This is a genomic window from Caballeronia sp. AZ7_KS35 (assembly GCF_023631045.1).
Lineage (GTDB): Bacteria > Pseudomonadota > Gammaproteobacteria > Burkholderiales > Burkholderiaceae > Caballeronia > Caballeronia zhejiangensis.
In genome coordinates this window covers 1,096,717-1,115,150 of sequence record NZ_JALQDV010000001.1, presented here as the reverse complement: position 1 = coordinate 1,115,150, position 18,434 = coordinate 1,096,717, and the positions used below count along the sequence as shown (strand labels likewise).

Annotated in this window: 13 protein-coding genes; 5 read left to right on the top strand and 8 right to left on the bottom strand. The window is 62.2% G+C overall.

What is annotated here, in order from left to right:
* Positions 1-38 precede the first annotated feature (38 nt).
* The 4 genes from NCT05_RS05330 (at position 39) to NCT05_RS05315 (ending at position 5,954) form a co-directional block, all read left to right on the top strand.
* Positions 39-1,235, top strand: coding sequence for an aminotransferase-like domain-containing protein (locus NCT05_RS05330; protein WP_250456507.1), 1,197 nt, complete (start codon positions 39-41; stop codon positions 1,233-1,235).
* Positions 1,236-1,259: 24 nt separating this feature from the next.
* Positions 1,260-1,721, top strand: coding sequence for a RidA family protein (locus NCT05_RS05325; RefSeq protein ID WP_008350722.1), 462 nt, complete (start codon positions 1,260-1,262; stop codon positions 1,719-1,721).
* 426 nt (positions 1,722-2,147) lie between these two features.
* Positions 2,148-3,059, top strand: coding sequence for a PhzF family phenazine biosynthesis protein (locus tag NCT05_RS05320; protein WP_250501847.1), 912 nt, complete (start codon positions 2,148-2,150; stop codon positions 3,057-3,059).
* Positions 3,060-3,512: 453 nt separating this feature from the next.
* The gene (locus NCT05_RS05315; RefSeq protein ID WP_034471280.1) at positions 3,513-5,954 is read left to right on the top strand and encodes a bifunctional diguanylate cyclase/phosphodiesterase; all 2,442 of its coding nucleotides are present in this window, start codon (positions 3,513-3,515) and stop codon (positions 5,952-5,954) included.
* Positions 5,955-5,967: 13 nt separating this feature from the next.
* Here the strand turns inward: NCT05_RS05315 and NCT05_RS05310 are convergent, their stop codons facing one another.
* The 6 genes from NCT05_RS05310 to NCT05_RS05285 all read right to left on the bottom strand — a co-directional run bounded on the left by NCT05_RS05310 (position 5,968) and on the right by NCT05_RS05285 (position 14,093).
* Positions 5,968-6,426 (bottom strand): CopD family protein, encoded by a 459-nt coding sequence (locus NCT05_RS05310; RefSeq protein WP_008350729.1) that lies wholly within the window; start codon positions 6,424-6,426, stop codon positions 5,968-5,970.
* A 204-nt stretch (positions 6,427-6,630) separates the two neighbouring features.
* On the bottom strand, positions 6,631-6,780 hold the full coding sequence (locus NCT05_RS05305; protein ID WP_350030073.1) for a hypothetical protein: 150 nt from the start codon (positions 6,778-6,780) through the stop codon (positions 6,631-6,633).
* Between the two features lie 142 nt (positions 6,781-6,922).
* Positions 6,923-9,241 (bottom strand): DNA topoisomerase IV subunit A, encoded by a 2,319-nt coding sequence (parC, locus tag NCT05_RS05300; protein WP_250439413.1) that lies wholly within the window; start codon positions 9,239-9,241, stop codon positions 6,923-6,925.
* Positions 9,242-9,267: 26 nt separating this feature from the next.
* On the bottom strand, positions 9,268-11,247 hold the full coding sequence (locus NCT05_RS05295; RefSeq protein WP_008350734.1) for a DNA topoisomerase IV subunit B: 1,980 nt from the start codon (positions 11,245-11,247) through the stop codon (positions 9,268-9,270).
* A 301-nt stretch (positions 11,248-11,548) separates the two neighbouring features.
* Positions 11,549-13,483 (bottom strand): ATP-binding cassette domain-containing protein, encoded by a 1,935-nt coding sequence (locus tag NCT05_RS05290; protein WP_250501846.1) that lies wholly within the window; start codon positions 13,481-13,483, stop codon positions 11,549-11,551.
* 202 nt (positions 13,484-13,685) lie between these two features.
* On the bottom strand, positions 13,686-14,093 hold the full coding sequence (locus tag NCT05_RS05285; RefSeq protein ID WP_033536673.1) for a DUF4399 domain-containing protein: 408 nt from the start codon (positions 14,091-14,093) through the stop codon (positions 13,686-13,688).
* Between the two features lie 217 nt (positions 14,094-14,310).
* Between NCT05_RS05285 and NCT05_RS05280 the strand changes: the two genes are divergently transcribed.
* Positions 14,311-14,493: a rubredoxin gene (locus tag NCT05_RS05280; RefSeq protein WP_008350739.1), complete on the top strand. Its 183-nt coding sequence runs from the start codon at positions 14,311-14,313 to the stop codon at positions 14,491-14,493.
* Positions 14,494-14,534: 41 nt separating this feature from the next.
* Here NCT05_RS05280 and NCT05_RS05275 read toward each other — a convergent pair whose 3' ends face one another.
* Both NCT05_RS05275 and NCT05_RS05270 read right to left on the bottom strand, forming a co-directional pair.
* On the bottom strand, positions 14,535-16,346 hold the full coding sequence (locus tag NCT05_RS05275; protein ID WP_250501845.1) for a GT99 family glycosyltransferase N-terminal domain-containing protein: 1,812 nt from the start codon (positions 16,344-16,346) through the stop codon (positions 14,535-14,537).
* A gap of 123 nt (positions 16,347-16,469) precedes the next feature.
* Positions 16,470-18,434, bottom strand: a complete 1,965-nt coding sequence (locus NCT05_RS05270; RefSeq protein ID WP_250501844.1) for an HAD family hydrolase — start codon at positions 18,432-18,434, stop codon at positions 16,470-16,472.

Genomic DNA, 18,434 nt, shown 5'->3' with positions numbered 1-18,434 from the left:
GCGATAAGAAATCACCCCAGAGACAATCGAGGCATTTCATGAATCAAGCCGATCTCCGCGCCACGCCGTGGCAACTCTCCGAACGTGCTCGCAAGCTCACCAGTTCGGCGATTCGCGAAATCCTGAAGGTCACGGAGCGGCCGGAAGTCATTTCGTTCGCGGGCGGCCTGCCCTCGCCGGCGACGTTCCCCGTCGAGGAAATGCGACACGCCTCCGAACGCATCCTGCGCGACCAGCCCGCCGCCGCGCTCCAGTACAGCGCGACCGAAGGCTACATGCCGCTGCGCGAGTGGATCGCGAAGCGGTATTCGGTGAACGGCGCGCATATCCGTCCGACGCAGGTGCTCATCACGACGGGCTCGCAGCAGGCGCTCGACCTGCTCGGCAAGACGCTCGTCGATCCGGGCAGCCGCGTGCTCGTCGAAACGCCGACGTATCTCGGCGCGCTGCAGTCGTTCTCGCTCTTCGAGCCGCACTACGTGCAGGTGCCGACCGATGAATCGGGCCTGATCCCCGAAGCGCTCGACGCCACGCTCACCGCGAACGCGCGCCTGCTCTACGCGCAGCCGAATTTCCAGAACCCGACCGGCCGCCGCCTGCCGCTCGAACGCCGCCGCGCGCTCGCCGCGCTGGCTCAAAATGCGTCGTTCCCGGTGATCGAGGACGATCCCTACGGCGCGCTGGACTACGCGGGCGCGCCGCTGCCCACGATGCTGTCGATGGCGCCCGATCACATCGTGCATCTCGGCTCGTTCTCGAAAGTGCTGGCGCCAGGCCTGCGCGTGGGCTACATCATCGCGCCCGAGGAGTTGCACTTCAAACTCGTGCAGGCCAAGCAGGCGACCGACCTGCACACGCCGAGCCTCACGCAGCGCATCGTTTATGAAGTGGTGAAAGACGGCTTCCTCGACACGCACGTTCCCAAGATCCGCGCGCTCTATCGCGATCAATGCAACGCGATGCTCGACGCACTGGAACGCCACATGCCCGCGGGCGTCGAATGGAACCGGCCGGAAGGCGGCATGTTCGTGTGGGTGAAGCTGCCGCAACACATCGATTCGATGAAGCTGCTCGAACAGGCGATCGCGCAGAACGTGGCCTTCGTGCCGGGCGGCCCGTTCTTCGCCAACGAAGCCGAACACAACACCATGCGTCTTTCGTTCGTGACGGTGCCGCCCGCCACGATCGACGAAGGCGTCGCGAAGCTCGGCGCGCTGATCCGCGCGAGCATCTGATTTCAACGTTTAGAGGAGCAACCGATGGCATCGAACGTGTACGACAAGCTGAAGGAACTCGGCATCGACCTGCCCGTCGCGGGCGCGCCCGCCGCCGCTTACGTGATGAGCGCGCAGAGCGGCAACACGGTGTATCTCTCCGGACACATCGCGAAGAAGGACGGCAAGGTCCACGTCGGCAAGCTCGGCGACAACATCACGACGGAAGAAGGCAAGGCGGCGGCGCGCAGCGTCGCCATCGACCTGATCGCGACGCTGCACGCGCACGTCGGCGATCTGAACAAGGTCAAGCGCATCGTCAAGGTGATGAGCCTCGTCAACTCGACCTTCGATTTCACCGAGCAGCACATCGTCACGAACGGCGCGTCCGAGCTGATCGCGGAAATCTTCGGCGATGCCGGCAAGCACGCGCGCTCGGCGTTCGGCGTCGCGCAGATTCCGCTCGGCGCGTGCGTCGAGATCGAGCTGATCGCGGAAGTCGCGTAAGGCGCGCTTTCGCTTCTGCATGGAGGCGAACCAACGCCTGCACCAATGACAACGCCCCGTCTCCGGACCGCGAGAACGGGGCGTGCGTCACGTCACTTCATGTGAGTCTTACTTTGCCGGACGGCCGAAGCTCTGGAACTCGAGGTCCAGCCCCATCGGGCGCACCACGGCGACGCGGAAGGTCAGCGAATCGTATGCCGCGGCGGAGACGCCCTTCAGATCGGTGATAGTCGATCGCCAGCGAGATCGCGTACTTCGCATTGTCGACCGTCGAAGGTGAAACGCCGACGAAGCGGCTTGCCGCCGCATTGGTCGCTCGCGCCCGGCGCCAGACCGCAACGTGAAGCGCGGACCGCGGCCTTTCACAGACCGCGCCGGAGTGTATTGGGGGCAGAATGGCCCTTCCATCGAACTCATTCCAAAACCATGTCCTCACGCACCGTCCAGTTCAAGCAGGTCGATGTCTTCACAGCCGTTCCATTCAAGGGCAATCCGCTCGCGGTGATCTTCGACGCGGAAGGCCGCACGGCCGAGCGCATGCAGGAAATCGCCCGCTGGACGAATTTGTCGGAGACTGCGTTTCTCCTGCCGCCGACCGATCCGCGCGCCGACTACCGCGTACGCATCTTCACGACGGCAGTCGAACTGCCGTTCGCCGGACATCCGACGCTCGGCAGCGCTCACGCGCTCATCGATGCCGGTTACACGCCGAAGACGCCCGGCCGGCTCGTGCAGGAATGCGGCGTCGGACTCGTGGAGCTCGCGCAACGCGGCGATGCCAATGGCGATGCCGATGGCGGCGAGTGGGCGTTCGCCGCGCCGCCCGCCACCATCGCGCCGCTTTCAGATGCGCAGTGCGAGCGCCTCGCCGCCGCACTCGCGCCCGCCGTAATCGATTTCAGTTCGCCGCCCGCCGCCTTGGACAACGGCGTGCCGTGGCTCGTCGTGCGCGTGAAGGACGCGGCGCAGTGTTTCGCGACGTCGCTGCAAGGCGCGGCGCGCGAATCGCTCGCGGCGCTCGTCGCGGAAGTCGGCACGCACGGCATCGCCATGTATGGACCGCACGAAGCCGGCGGACCCGCGACGTTCGAATTGCGCGTGATTCTGCTCGGCGCGGAGAACATCGAAGATCCGGTGACGGGCAGCGCGAACGCGGCACTCGCGACGCTGCTGCGCGCGCGGGACCAGCGGCCCGGCCAGCGTTTCACGGTGAGACAGGGCACGGCGCTCGGCCGCGATGGCCGCGTCAGCATCGAATACGACGATGCGGCGGACGGCGCACCGATCTGGATCGGCGGCGCCTCGGTAACTGTGATCGACGGCACATTCCGCATCTGAAACAATGACCTACGCGCTGCCCGACGCCGCGCGTATACCCCCAAGCGCGGCCCCTTTCTTAATCCCGGCGGCTTCGTTAATATCTGAACAATCGGGGATCGGAACGCAATGGCGGTTCACATCGGCGGGCGACAGGCGTCGTGAGGGTGAGCCGCTCGCGCCGCAGCGCAAACGTATGCACTCGACGACACCGGATGCTCGCCGTCTCGCTCATGCCGGGCTTCGGGCGCTGCAGCGGCAAACGGCTCGCCGAACGGCCGTCGCGCGCGGACCTGAGGTGGATCGAGATGTGGATCGGGTCTCGGAGAAAATATCCGCCGATCATCCGCTGCGCGCCGCGCGCGGTATATTCACTCGTTTCGGTCGAACGCCTCAGAACATGCATCGCTTCATCCACCTCGCGCAGTCCGCAGCACGCAAGGCGCCACGCGACAGAGCGCCGACGGACACCCCATGAAGCGCACGCGCTCCCACGCCTTTTCCGACACCGTCCTCGGCGCGCCGTCGGCGCGGCGTCGGCGCGCGCTTCTCGCGATTCCCGTGCTCGGCACCTTCGTGCTGGTGCTGCTGTGGGCGGTGATCTTCGCCCGGCTGTCGGTCGAGCGCGAAGCGACTACGCATGAGTCGATGTCGTCCGCCGCCATTCTTTCGTCGGCGCTCGAACAGCACACCATCAAGGCGATTCACCAGGTCGACCAGATCACGCGCTTCGTCAAATACGAGTACGAGAAGTCGCCCGACAACTTCGATCTGATCGCCACCGTCGAAAAAGGCGTCGTGCAAAGCGACACGCTCGTGCAGGTTTCGCTGATCGACGAATACGGGACGCTGATCGCCAATACATCCGATCCGCATCCGAAACCGATCGATCTCTCCGACCGCGAACACTTCAAGGTCCACGCGCATTCGAACGACGATCTGCTCTACATCAGCCGCCCGGTGCGCGGGCGGGTATCCGGGCTCTGGACGCTGCAGATCACGCGGCGGCTCAATCATCCGGACGGCTCGTTCGCGGGCGTCGTGGTCGTGTCGGAAGACCCGGCGTATTTCACGAACGACTTCTACAACGTCGCGTCGATCGGGCACGAAGGCGTGATCGCGGTCGTGTCGGACAACGGCTCCGTGCTCGCGCGCAGCACGGGCGGCAGCCTGGCCGAGAGCGCCGCCGCGAATGCCGCCGCGAGCGCCCCGGCGAAAGGCAGCGCGCGCAGCGGCCCGGCCGATCGCTCGCACGCCGCGTTCAGCGCGACCGGCGTGTATCCGACGACCGATCACGCGTCGGGCATCTACGTCGATCCGATCGATCACGTGAAGCGCATCGTGTCGTACCGGCATATCGACGGCTATCCGCTCGGCGTGCTCGTCGGCCTGTCCGAGCGCGAGGAGATGGTCGACTACAACCACACGCGCAATGTCTATCTGCTGATGGCGAGCTTCATTTCGCTCGCGATGCTCGGCTTCTTCGCGGTCGCGACGGGCCTCATCGGCAAGCTGCTCGGGCGCGAGCGCGAGATGACGCATCTCGTCGAATACGACCTGCTCACCGGCCTGCGCAACCGGTATTCGACGCTGCGCGCGCTCAGGCTCGACGTGGCGCAGCCGGAAAACATCGGGCGCCTGGCGCTGCTCTTCATCGATCTCGACAACTTCAAGACCGTCAACGACACGCTCGGCCACAACGCCGGCGACATCGTCCTGCAGATGACCGCGTCGCGGCTCGCCGAAACGGTCGGGCAAAGCGGCACGCTGTCGCGCATCGGCGGCGACGAGTTCGTGGTCGTCGTGAAGGGCGACGACGTCGAGCAACGCGCCGTCACGCTCGCCGACGACATCTCGACGATGTTCGCCACGCCCTTCGACGTGCGCGGCAGCGCGTTCGTGCTGCATGCGAGCATCGGCATCGCGCTCTTTTCCGTGTCGAACGAGAGCGAAATCGATCTGCTGAAGAAGGCCGATCTCGCGATGTACAGCGCGAAGGATGCCGGCCGGAACTGCTATCAGTTCTATTCGCCGCAGTTGTCGCATCGCGCGGACCATTTGATGAAGTGGGAGCAGCAACTGCGCGTCGCGTTGACGGAGCAGCAGCTTTTCCTCGTCTATCAGCCGAAGATCGATCTGACGCGCCGCTGCATCACCGGTTTCGAGGCGCTCGTGCGCTGGAATCATCCGCAGCACGGGCTCATTCCGGCGAACGAGTTCATTCCGGTGGCGGAATCGACAGGACTGATCGTCGCGGTCGGCGATTTCGTGATTCACACCGCGTGCATGGAGCTTGCGCAATGGCAGCGCGACGGGTATACGGGACTGTCGCTCGCCGTGAACATTTCGGCCGTGCAGTTCTGGCGCGGCGATTTGCTGGAGACGGTCGCGCGCGCGATCGAGGCGAGCGGCATTCCGCCCGACAAGCTGGAGCTCGAAATCACCGAGACCGTGATGGTGGAGTATCCGGAGCTCGTGCAGGAGAAGATCGTCGCGCTGAAGCGGCTGGGCGTGCGTATCGCGCTCGACGACTTCGGCACGGGATATTCGTCGCTGTCGTATCTGAACCGCTTTTCGGTCGATACGCTGAAGGTGGATCGCTCGTTCATCCAGGCGATTCCGGAAGATCGCAGCGTCTGCGTGATGGTGTCGGCGATCGTCAATCTGGCGCGCTCGCTCGGGTTGACGGTGATTGTCGAAGGCACGGAGCGCGAGGAGCAGATTGCGTGGCTCGCCGCGCTCGGGCCGGTGGAAGCGCAAGGCTTCCTGTTCTCTCGCCCGGTGCCGGCGGATGGCGTGCAGGCGCTGCTCGACCGTTTCGGCGTATGCGGATGGCCGCGCGGACACGCCCCGCGATCGCGCAAGGACGCCGGCCACGAATCGAGCACCGCGCTCAGCGACGAGCGCGGCGTTTAAGCGACGGGTCGAATCAGAAGCCGCGCGAAAGAACCGCCGTGCCGATCGTCACGACGCCCAGCACGAGATTGATCACGACGAGCCTTCTCACGGTGCCGACCGCCCTCGCGCCATCGGGCCAGTTCTGCGCCTGCACCGCGCGGCGGATGCGCGGAAAAACGGCGAAGCGGATGTGACCGAAGATCAGCATCATCACGATGCCGAGACCGGCCATCGCGTGCAGCGGCCACGCCGCATGACCGCCGCCGAATTGCATGAGCAGGAAACCGCCGGTGAGCAGGATGACGATCACCGAGGCGCCCACCCAGTTGAAGAAGCGCGCGAATACCGACTCCCAAAGCGGAAGACGCAGTTGCGGCGTGAGATCGCCGAGCGCGGGACGCAGGCAGAAATGCGCGAAGATCATTCCGCCTATCCAAACGGCGACGCCGAGCAAATGCAGAAAGAGCGCCGCTTCGATGGCTTTGTTCATTGTGAATTCCGGGGCTGATTTGAGTTGTTGAGTACGTGCAGGCACAAGGCATAGGAATACGCGCGGAGTGTGGAGTTCCCCGCCCGGCCGATTTTGTTCGACGATGACAGCGTGGCACGCGAAAGAACCGGATTATTCGTGACCCTAAGGATCGCGCGAATGGGATATGTTTTGCCGATGCCCCATGCCAGTCCGAGGCTTGCCTTAGTGACGGATATCGGCCGCCGGGCAGCTTTCCCGCCCCGGCTTCGCCGAGCGCCGCGGTGGACCGACGACGATCTGCACATTGCGACCAAGGCGCGCGAGCAGTTCGAGCGTCTTCGCCTCGCCGAGCCCGCGAAACTGGCCACGCATCAGCTGCGAGAGCTTGGGTTGACTGATGCCAAGAAGCGTTGAAATGATTGATGTCTGAATCTCGCGAACGACAGACGATAAAAAGCCCGCACTGAGCGGGCTTCATGCTGTCATGGAGCGCGCGCGGCGCCCCATTGAAACATCACCCCTCGAACACCGGCCGCAGCTCCGTCACCTTCAACGACGAATCCGGCGCCCTTCCCTTTCTCGATCGCTTGCCGAGATGCAGTTGCAACTGCGATCCGCTGAGCTTCTCGTCCCTCACCTTCCCGCCGCGCCCGGTGCCGATCATCATCACGCCGCGCGCATCGATGGCGAGCGCCTGGCGCAGCGTTTCCTTCGGATCGAGGCCCATCAGAATGACGCCGCGACCGCCGCCCGACAACGTCTTCATCTCGTCCATGCCGAAGACGAGCAGTTTGCCTGCGCTCGACAAGCACGCGACATAGATTGCGCCCGGAATGACGGGCATCGGCGCGAGCGGTGCCGCGCCTTCATCGATCGTCATGAACGCCTTGCCGGCCTTCTGGCGGCTCACCATGTCGCCGAGCTTCGCGATGAAGCCGAAGCCGTTGCTCGATGCCAGCAGCAGTTGTTGTTCAGCATTCGCCGCGAAGTAATGCAGCAGATGCGTGCCCGATTCGAGCTCGATCAGCGACGTCACCGGCACGCCATCGCCGCGTCCGCCCGGCAACGCCGAAACCGGCACCGAATACACGCGACCCTTGCTGCCCCACGCGACGAGCGAATCCGGCGTGCGCGCCTGGAACGCGGCGTACAGCCCGTCGCCCTGCTTGAACGTGAAGCCCGCCGGATCGAGCCCGTGGCCCTTCAGCGCGCGCACCCAGCCCTTCTGCGACACGACCACCGTCACCGGTTCGTCGACGACACGCGCCTCGAACGTCGCGCGCTTCTCCTGCTGAATCAGCGTGCGGCGCTCGTCGCCGTACTGCTTCGCGTCCGCTTCGATTTCCTTGATCAGCACGCGCTTCATCGCGGCGTCGCTGTTGAGCAGTTCTTCGAGCTTCGTCTTTTCGTCGCGCAAGTCGGACAACTCTTGTTCGATCTTGATCGCCTCAAGCCGCGCCAACTGACGCAGGCGGATTTCGAGAATGTCTTCGGCCTGCCGGTCGGAGAGATTGAAGCGCGCGATCAGCGCCTGCTTCGGTTCCTCCGACTCGCGGATGATGCGGATGACTTCATCGATATTCAGGAAGACGATCATTCGTCCTTCGAGAATATGGATGCGGTCGTTGACCTTGCCCAAACGATGCTGCGTGCGCCGCGTCACCGTGACGAAGCGAAAGCCGATCCACTCGTGCAGGATCTCGACGATGCCCTTCTGACGCGGCCGGCCATCCGAGCCGATCATCACGAGGTTGATCGACGCGTTCGATTCGAGGCTCGTGTACGCGAGCAGCGTGTTGACGAACTCGGTCTGATCGATACGGCTCGACTTCGGCTCGAACACGAGCCGCACGGGCGCGTCCTTGCCCGACTCGTCGCGCACGGCGTCGAGCAGCGCGAGCATCGACTGCTTGGTCTGCACCTGCTCGGGCGTGAGCGTCTTCTTGCCGAGCTTGATCTTCGGATTCGTGAGTTCCTCGATTTCCTCGAGCACTTTCTGGCTCGACACGCCCGGCGGCAATTCCGTGATGACGACCTGCCACTGGCCGCGCGCGAGATCCTCGATCTTCCAGCGCGCACGCACCTTCAGGCTGCCGCGTCCGGTTTCGTAGGCCGTCGAGATTTCCGTCGGCGATGAAATGATTTGCCCGCCGCCGGGGAAATCCGGTCCGGGCAGTTTCTCCATCAAGCCCGCGTGGCCGATCTTCGGATCGCGGATCATCGCGACAGCGGCTTGCGCGACTTCGCGCAGATTGTGCGACGGAATTTCCGTCGCCAGCCCGACCGCGATGCCCGATGCGCCGTTCAGCAACAGGAACGGCAAGCGCGCGGGCAATAGCTTCGGCTCTTCGAACGAGCCGTCGTAGTTCGGCATGAAATCGACCGTGCCCTGATCGATTTCATCGAGCAGCAAACGCGCGATCGGCGTCAGACGCGCTTCGGTGTATCGCATGGCCGCTGCGCCGTCGCCGTCGCGCGAGCCGAAATTGCCCTGACCGTCGATGAGCGGATAGCGCATCGAAAAGTCCTGCGCGAGACGCACGAGCGCGTCGTACGCCGATTGATCGCCGTGCGGGTGATATTTACCCAGCACGTCGCCGACCACGCGCGCCGACTTCACCGGCTTGGCGTTGGCCGCGAGGCCCATCTCGCTCATCGCGTAGAGAATGCGGCGCTGCACGGGCTTCTGTCCATCGCACACGTCGGGCAGCGCGCGGCCCTTCACCACGCTCACCGCGTAGTCGAGATAAGCACGTTCGGCGTAATCGCCGAGCGTCAGTTGTTCGCCGTCCGGTGCAGTCTGTTCGGCGAAGAGATCGTCTGTGATTCCCATCGAATGTCCGTGTTAATGCGTTCGCGTCAGATGTCCGCTTCGACTTCGTTGCCCTTTTCTTCGAGCCAGCTTCGGCGCGAGGCCGCTTCACCCTTGCCCATCAGCATCGTCATGCGCGAAACGGTGAGATCGAAGCCGAGATCGCCGAGCGCGACCGGCAGAAGACGGCGCGTGTCCGGGTTCATCGTCGTGTCCCAGAGCTGTTCGGCGCTCATTTCGCCGAGGCCCTTGAAGCGGCTGATGGTCCACGCCGTTTCGCGCACGCCGTCCTTGCGCAGCTTGTCGAGGATCGCTTCGAGTTCGCCTTCGTCGAGCGCGTAGAGCTTCTGCGCGGGCTTCTTGCCGCGCGCGGGCGCATCGACGCGGAACAACGGCGGACGCGCGACGCACACATGGCCGCGCTCGATCAGTTGCGGGAAATGCTTGAAGAAGAGCGTGAGCAGCAGAACCTGAATGTGCGCGCCGTCGACGTCCGCATCGGAGAGAATGCAGATCTTGCCGTAGCGCAGATTCGACAGATCGATCTGATCGTCGGGACCGTGCGGATCGACGCCGATCGCCACCGCGATGTCATGCACTTCGTTGTTCGCGAAGAGCCGGTCGCGTTCCGTTTCCCACGTATTCAGCACCTTGCCGCGCAACGGGAGAATCGCCTGGAACTCCTTGTCGCGGCCCATTTTCGCGGAGCCGCCCGCCGAATCGCCCTCGACGAGAAAGAGTTCGTTGCGGGAGATATCCGTCGATTCGCAATCGGTGAGCTTGCCCGGCAACACGGCGACGCCCGAACTCTTCTTCTTCTCGATCTTCTGGCCCGCGCGCGTGCGCGCCTGCGCCTGGCGAATCACGAGCTCCGCGAGCTTCTTGCCGTATTCGACGTGCTGATTCAGCCACAACTCCAGCGCCGGCCGCGAGAACGACGACACGAGCTTCACGGCATCGCGGCTATTGAGGCGTTCCTTGATCTGCCCCTGGAACTGCGGATCGAGCACCTTCGCCGACAGCACGAACGACACGCGCGCGAACACGTCTTCCGCGAGCAGCTTAACGCCCTTCGGCTGGAGATTGTGAATCTCGACGAAGTTCTTCACCGCCTGAAAGAGACCGTCGCGCAAACCGGATTCATGCGTGCCGCCCGCGGGCGTCGGAATGAGGTTGACATACGATTCGCGCAGCAGCGGCCCTTCCTCGGTCCACGCGACGACCCACGACGCGCCCTCGCCTTCCGCGAAGGTTTCCTCGGTGTTCTTCGAGCTTTCCGCGTAGCGTTCGCCTTCGAACAACGGAATCAGCAGTTCGCTGCCGCCCATGCCTTCGAGCAGATAACCGCGCAGACCGTCTTCGTATTTCCACGTCTGACGCTCGCCCGTTTTCTCGATGACGAGCACCACTTCGACACCCGGCAACAGCACGGCTTTCGAACGCAGGAGGCGCTGCAATTCGCCGAGCGGCAGATTCGGCGAGTCGAAATACTTTGGATTCGGCCATGCACGCACGCGCGTGCCGCTCTTCTTCGCGCCGCGTTCGGCTGGGCGCGTCGTCAGTTCTTCGATGACGTCGCCATTGGAAAACGCAAGCTGCGCGACCTTGTTGTCGCGCCAGACGGTGACTTCGAGACGGGTTGCGAGCGCGTTCGTCACCGAGACGCCGACGCCGTGCAGACCGCCCGAGAACGTATAGGCGCCGCCCGCGGCCTTATCGAACTTGCCGCCCGCATGCAGCCGCGTATAGACGATCTCGACGACCGGCACGCCTTCTTCCGGATGCAGGCCGAAAGGAATGCCGCGGCCGTCGTCCTCGACGGTCACGGAGTTGTCCTGATGCACGGTGACGGTGATTTGCTTGCCGAAGCCGCCGAGCGCTTCGTCGGAGGCGTTGTCGATCACCTCCTGAATGATGTGCAGCGGATTCTCGGTCCGCGTGTACATGCCGGGCCGCTGCTTGACCGGCTCCAGGCCCTTGAGCACCTTGATCGATGCTTCGCTGTAGCCGGCTGCCTTGGCGTTCATGACCTGGCGCTTGCCTCGTTCAGTGCCTGTCGCCATTGCGCTGGATTTTTTCGTGGACATAGTTGAACGTTGATCCGGCTCTCGAACGCCTGACGGAATGTCACGACATGACGCCCGATCTGCCGGCAAATGCTTGATGTTGTGCCTGGCCGGATGCGTTGAAAGCGAGGCAAAAAAACGCCCGCCGATCCGAGCCGCGCTAGGAGAATAGCGGTTTTCGCCCGCCGCGCCCACCTCGGCGCGATAAAACGCGCTTCGTTCGCGTACATGCGTTCAGCACACGCACAGCGGGCGCGAGCCGCTATTTGCGCTTCGCTTCGAGCTCTTCCCAGCGCTCGAGGGCGACGAGCAACTCCTCTTCGATCGCCGCGTGTCGCTCGGAAAGACGCGCACCTTCCTTCGCGTCCTTCGCGAAGATCGAGCCGTCTTCGAGTTGCGCGCCGATAAACTTCTGCTCGTCTTCGAGTTCGGCGATGCGCCCCGGCAGCGCTTCGAGTTCGCGCTGTTCCTTGAACGACAGCTTCACCGTGCGCTGCGCATTGCGGCCGGCGGCGCTGTCTTTCGGCGCATCGTCTTTCGGCGTGTCCTTCGCGGTCTGACGCGCCGCTTCTTCAGCAATGCGCTCCGAACGTTCGCGCTGAACCTGCCAGTCGGAGAAACCGCCGACATATTCGCGCCACTTGCCGCCGCCTTCCGCGGCGAACACCGACGTCACGACGTTGTCGAGGAACGCGCGGTCGTGGCTCACGAGCAACACGGTGCCGTCGTAATCCGCCAGCAGTTCTTCGAGCAGTTCGAGCGTCGGGATGTCGAGATCGTTGGTCGGCTCGTCGAGCACCAGCACGTTCGCCGGCCGCGCGAAAAGGCGCGCGAGCAGCAGGCGATTGCGCTCGCCGCCGGACAGCGACTGCACCGGCGAGCGCGCGCGTTCGGGCGCGAACAGGAAGTCGCCGAGATAGCTCATGACATGCTTCTTCACGCCGTTCACTTCGACCCATTCGCTGCCGGGACTGATGGTGTCGGCAAGCGATTTGTCGAGATCGAGCTGCGCGCGCATCTGATCGAAATACGCGACCTGAATGTTGGTGCCGGTCCGCACGCGGCCTTCGTCGGGCTGCAGTTCGCCGAGGATGAGCTTGAGCAGCGTGGTCTTGCCCGCGCCGTTCGGGCCGACGAGACCGATCTTGTCGCCGCGCATGACAGTTGCCGTGAACCGGTCGACGATCGTGCGTTCGCCGTAGCGCTGGGTCACATCGGTCAGTTCGGCGACGATCTTGCCGGACTTCTCGCCCTGCCCGACATCGAGCCTGACATTGCCCTGCACGTTGCGGCGCTCGGCGCGTTCCTTGCGCATTTCGACGAGCCGCGCGATGCGTCCGACGCTGCGCGTGCGCCGCGCCTCGACGCCTTTGCGGATCCACACTTCTTCCTGCGCGAGCAGCTTGTCGAACTTCGCCTGTTCGATCTGCTCGACTTCGAGCTGTTGCGCCTTCCTCGTCTGATACGCGCTGAAATTGCCGGGATACGACAGCAACCGACCGCGATCCAGTTCGACGATGCGCGTCGCCACGCGATCCAGAAACGCGCGATCGTGCGTGATGAAGAGCAGGCCCGTGCGCAACGTGACGAGCAGATCCTCCAGCCAGCGGATGCCGTCGAAGTCGAGGTGGTTGGTCGGCTCGTCGAGCAGCAGCACGTCGGGCTGAACGACGAGCGCGCGCGCCAGCGCCACGCGCTTTTTCATGCCGCCGGACAGATCGCCTGCGCGGGCATCGCCATCGAGACCGATCTGCGCGAGTGTCGTCGCGACGCGCGTGCGCCAGTTCCACGCGTCGCGGGTATCGAGCGCCGACTGCAGCGCGTTCATGCGCGCGAGCAGCTCGTCGTGCTTCGCGCCTTCGGGCGTATCGGCGAGCGCGTGCGCGACGGCGTCGTACTCGTCGAGCAACGCGCGCGCTTCGGTGAGGCCGGACGCGACGACATCGAACACGGATGCGTCGAGATCGAACTCGGGTTCCTGCGGCACGTAGACGGTCGTGAGCTCGCTCTGACGCGTGACGAGCCCGTCGTCGGGCGCGGCGAGCCCCGCGACGATCTTGAGAAGCGACGACTTGCCCGCGCCGTTGCGGCCGATCAGCCCGACACGCTCGCCCGCTTCGAGCGAGAAGTCGGCGTGGTCGAGCAATGCGACGTGGCCGAACGCGAGCTGCGCGTCCGAGATGGAATAAAGCGACATGGGAAAACCGGATGAATGGCGAAGAATCGGCGCCGAACACGCGAGCAACCGATGGAAGCGGCCATTGTACCGGGCGCGGCGCGCGATCACGCACGCTGCCTCCGCCATTGGCCGAACGGACGAGGCGCGCAGCGCCAGCAAGCGCGAAAGGCCGCCCGGATGCGCTCCGTGGCGGCCTTTCCTCGCGTCGTGCCGAAACAACTTACTGCACGTGCACCTTGATCGTCTGGCTCATTTCGGGGCCGTACGAGCGGTGCGCGCCGTCGCCGAACTGCATTGTCAGCGTGTGATCGCCGGGCGGCAGCTTCACGTCGGCTTCGGTCTGGCCCTTGCCGAAGTGCAGCGACGTGTCGTTCGCGGGAATCACGGTGCCTTTGGGCAGCGGCTTGCTATCGATCAGCAGGTGGTGATGGCCGGTTCCATCGGTCATCGTGCCCGCCGGAGCGACCGACATGCCGTCGACGCCGAATCTGACGTGCACGGGGCTCGTGACGGTCGCGCCATCCTTCGGTTCGACGAAATAGACGCGCGCCTGCGCATGCGCCGCGCCGGCGTACTGGGTGAGCAGGACCGCGCCCGTCAGCATCGCGCCCAAGAGCTTTTTCTTCATCGTTTTCTCCACGTTGTGAAACCGGTCGATGGCGCGAGTCGGCGCCGGAGCCTCGAAAAGCATACACCGGGCTTTCGGCACGCCGGAATCGGGACCATCCTGCCTACGGCGATCGGGGAACGATCGCGCCGATTACGGTAAGATGCCGGCTCGCTGCGCCGCGCATCGTCTTCGAACGCACGCGGTCCGTTTATTTCTTTCGAATCAAGAGTCTGTCGTGAGCGAAGTCATCGAATTCAAAAGCTGGGTCTGCCTGATTTGCGGCTGGATCTACAACGAGGAAGAAGGTCTGCCGGACGATGGCATCGCTGCCGGAACCCGTTTCGACGACATCCCCGCCGACTGGCGCTGCCCGCTGTGCGACGTGGGCAAGGCCGATTTCGTCGTCGTCGAGTTTTGATGCTGGCGCCGCGCCTAATTGGCGGCGCGGCGCAGGCCCTGTCAATCGCAAAGTTTTAGCATCGCGACAAGGTGGCGGGTGCGCCATCTGGTTGTGACCAATCTACTTTGCAGATATGACGCTACGATGCGCGCGGCATGAAGCAGTCGGTCATGGCGCAATTCTAGCGCCGCCAGCCTGCTACTCAACATCACCGCATCGCTTTCTGCTTTCTCGCGCAACGCGACTTCCGTTGCTTTCTGCGCGTTGATGTTTGCAAATTCCTCCCTTAAACGCTCGTGTTCTTGCTTTTCAATTTCCCGCGCTTCCTTCGACTCCGCCAACTCCAGCCGTAACACTTCGGCTTCTGCCGACAGCCGATCAAGCGCAACGTTGCGGTCATTCAGCGCGAGTTCCTCGGCAGCGCTTCGGCCATCCGGTCTTTCCGAACTTGCGTTGTGCTCGATGCCGCAGGTTTCCAGCACCCGGATTCTGGCGTCTCGCTCCGCGATCCACTGATCACGCTCTTTTATCCAGCCGTCCCTATCGCTTATCCAGCGATCACGGTCGAGAATGAACGTTTGCAGTTGTGAGATACGGGTATTTTGCTCAGCGCACTGACGTCTCAGATTGAAGAGCTCATCAAGGAGTTTATTTGGAGCATCAACCTCCAGCGTTCGGCCGCTAGTTTCCGGAACTGGCTTTTTGTCCACGAGCCGTTCACCGCGCCGTTGATTCTGAAACGAAACGAAGTGCTTTTCTGCGATGTCCGCAACTGAAGGGTTCGATAACCGCCATAAGTAGTATTCAGACGAAAACAACAGCGAATACGGTATCAAATAATTCAGGAAGAACCATATCCGAAATAACCGTGACGACTCGCCGGACTCGTCGAAAAAAGTCTGAATAGGGGTGCTACCGAAGAATCGAACCTTTTTGCGCCACAGTACCGCCTCGATCCCGAGGCTCGAATTGATGGTCCATAATTCCTGAATCGCGCCAAGGAATTTCAATGGCGAGCTTCCCAGGTCAACCTTGCCGGGATAAAGCGCCTTTCCGTTCGGATGATATCGGACAAGCGGAGTGTGTTCGGAGGTTGATCTTGACGCGAATTCGAGCAGCGAGAGATTGTTCCATCCTTTGCTGAAGGCGAGCGCGTTAGAGTCCGTTTCCACCTGCAGCGCGACGCCGATCGTATGCGAGTCTTCCGGAGAACGATACATCTCGCGCGCTGCATCCGAGATCAGTACCGATTCGAGAGTCTCGGAAATCGCGGCGTCACCTCGATCGCCGACCCAATCGCGAAATGCGGCTTTCTCGCGCTGCCACCGGATGCCGACTTCAGTATCTCCGTTGACTCCGCTCGTGTCCCAGTAGGCGCATTGTGCGTAATACGGTTTTCGCAGTGGTCCGATCTCATTGAAAACAAGCTCGCAGCCGGACTCTTGGGCCGCGCGTCGCATTGACGGACAATTGAGCCATGTGACCGCGACAACTTCTTGATGCAGCGCTTTCAAGCGCGAAAAGGCGTCTGCGAAATATCGATGCAATTCCGAAGAGTCTCGTGTCACGTAAGAGATGAACCGGTCAAGCGGTGCTTTGTCAAGTGACCAGTCCGTCAAACCGTCTTCATAGCAAACCAGCCGGACCCTTTCAGAATCCAAATTCCCCACGTTATACTCGTGAAACTGCTTTGACCAGTCCGACAGTTCCCAACGAGAAAGGTCGGATTCGGTATTCAAGTAGTACCGCGGTAAAAGAATGGTCGACTGCTTTGCTCTGAACGCGTGAAGCCATTTCAGGATTACCCAATAGTAATGAGCAGTTCCTTCCACCGGAGCGACGAGTGGAACGAACAGGACGAAATGCGTCATACGATTTGCCGGTCTGATGCTTCGTTATTTTCGATGGGACTTGAACGAAGCGTGCAATGCGTCCTCGCGTCGTGCGCGAGCCATTTGCGGCGCTTCTTCCTCTCAGCAATCCAGCTACTTGTTTTAAGTTAGCGCATTCAATACATCAAAACCAGCCTTCCAGAAAGAGCGAGCTCTGCTGAGCGCGATTTCCTCGTTGCTCGGCCGGCCATTTTTGACGTCAAGCCGTTCGGCGAGACTCGTTCGTGCGCTGGTGTCGCCTGCAGAATCCGAGTGCGTGAGCGCGCCGAATAACGCCGCCTCGCTCTTGCTCGGACGCTCGACCAGTCGGCTGAACGGCTGCGCCCATGCCGGCGAGATGAATTTCTCGTAGCCGAAAGCCAGGATCGTCGGCAAGACCGTATGCACGTATTCGAGCGCGCCAGCTTGAACCTCCGCCGCAAGCTTTTGCACGGCGATGTCTTCGTTGTTCTCCTCGAGTATGGGAACGATCTCCTCTCCTTCACGACGGTATCCCAATGTCGTGCCGTGCGGTGCTACCGTCGCAAACTCCAGAATTTCGACGCCCCCCGCTTGCAAAAGCTCCGTTTCGTGACGGGGATCGCTGTTCTGAACCATGAAACCGAAGTAGGCGTCACTCGGTAGCTGATTGATTCTCACCGATTCGAAAGTCCCGAAATAATAGCCAAACGTACGGAAGTCGCTTCGAGACGTCTGGAGGATACGTGAGAGGCCCCCTTGCATGTTTCCTCCCCAGCCAATGTCAGACACGGCGATTCTCTTGCATCCGATAACTGTCTTCGACAAGTACGCAGATACCAGCGCACGCTGCTCGGCTGCGACGTCCATGAGTTGCGAAAGAAGAATACTGATCAGCCGGTGCATTCGCATGTCGCCGCCTACTACTCGCTCGTCTTCGCTTGCGAAGCCGACCGCCTTTATCGCGGCACGATTACGCGAAACGTCGAGCCCCAGACGTTTGAAATGCTGCTTGACCGTTCTCTCCGTTTTTCCACCGAAAAGATGCCACACCCGATCGGGCGGAAAATCGACGAAGCTCGGCAGGAGCGTGGCGGCGCGCGAAATGTAAACGTACTCGCTCGGAATTTTGACACCCATTTGCTCCGCGTACTGCTCATACAGCTTATGGAACAGGTAACTGTCACGCGCGAAGAACAGAACCTTGTCAACGTTGTCCAGCTTCAACTGATGCATCATCCAGATGAAGTAGCCGAGGAACAACGGTCCAAACACCTGTGCGCCGATGTCGAACCATGGCTCCGCCACCTCGCGCTTTCTCTGCATAAGTACTGCCCGCGTCCCGCCGGCGATGAGACTGGCGGTGTGCGGCATGTCCACTGACGACACTATCGGATTCCGTAAGAAATCGGACTCGATGCGGGCGAGATAATCGAAATGCACGCCCTTCACGCCAGCGCGCTTCGCCATTTCTACATCTGCGTGGAGGTTGTCACCGAAGTGCAGCATGCCCCGCGTCGTGCCGCCTGTCCTTTTTGCAGCGATCGCGAAAAGAGAGCCTTCGTGCTTGCTGGCTCCCTCCTCGCAGGACACCACCAGTTCTATCTTTCCGTATCCGCATGCCTGAATGAGTTCGAGAATGACCGTCGACGGGAGATACATGTCGGAGCAAAGCACCACGGGCTTGCCAATGGCTTGCGCGTATTGCACTAGCTCCCGCATGACTGGGTTGCAATAGACGATTGCCCGCTCCACCTGGAGTTCTACCACCTTGAACCGGTCAACCAGGCGATCCGCTCCCAGTTGCGATGCCAACTCTTCATAGATCTCGTCGTAAGTCACTTCGTAGGAGTTGCGGAGCCTGTAGTACTTCTCGCGCGTCTGAATTTCTGCGAGAAGTCGATTCGCCGGAAACGAGTCGACCATCCCGTAATCCAATTCAGTGTACTCATCGTGCCGCAATTGAGCCGCCACCAAGTCGAAAACGTCAGCAGGTCTTGCAACCAGACGATGAATGAGCGTATCGAACACGTCGAACGACACGATTCCTGCTTCGTCGATCAGACGTTTTGCGTCCTCAAAACTGCAATTCTTGTTTATGCGCCACAT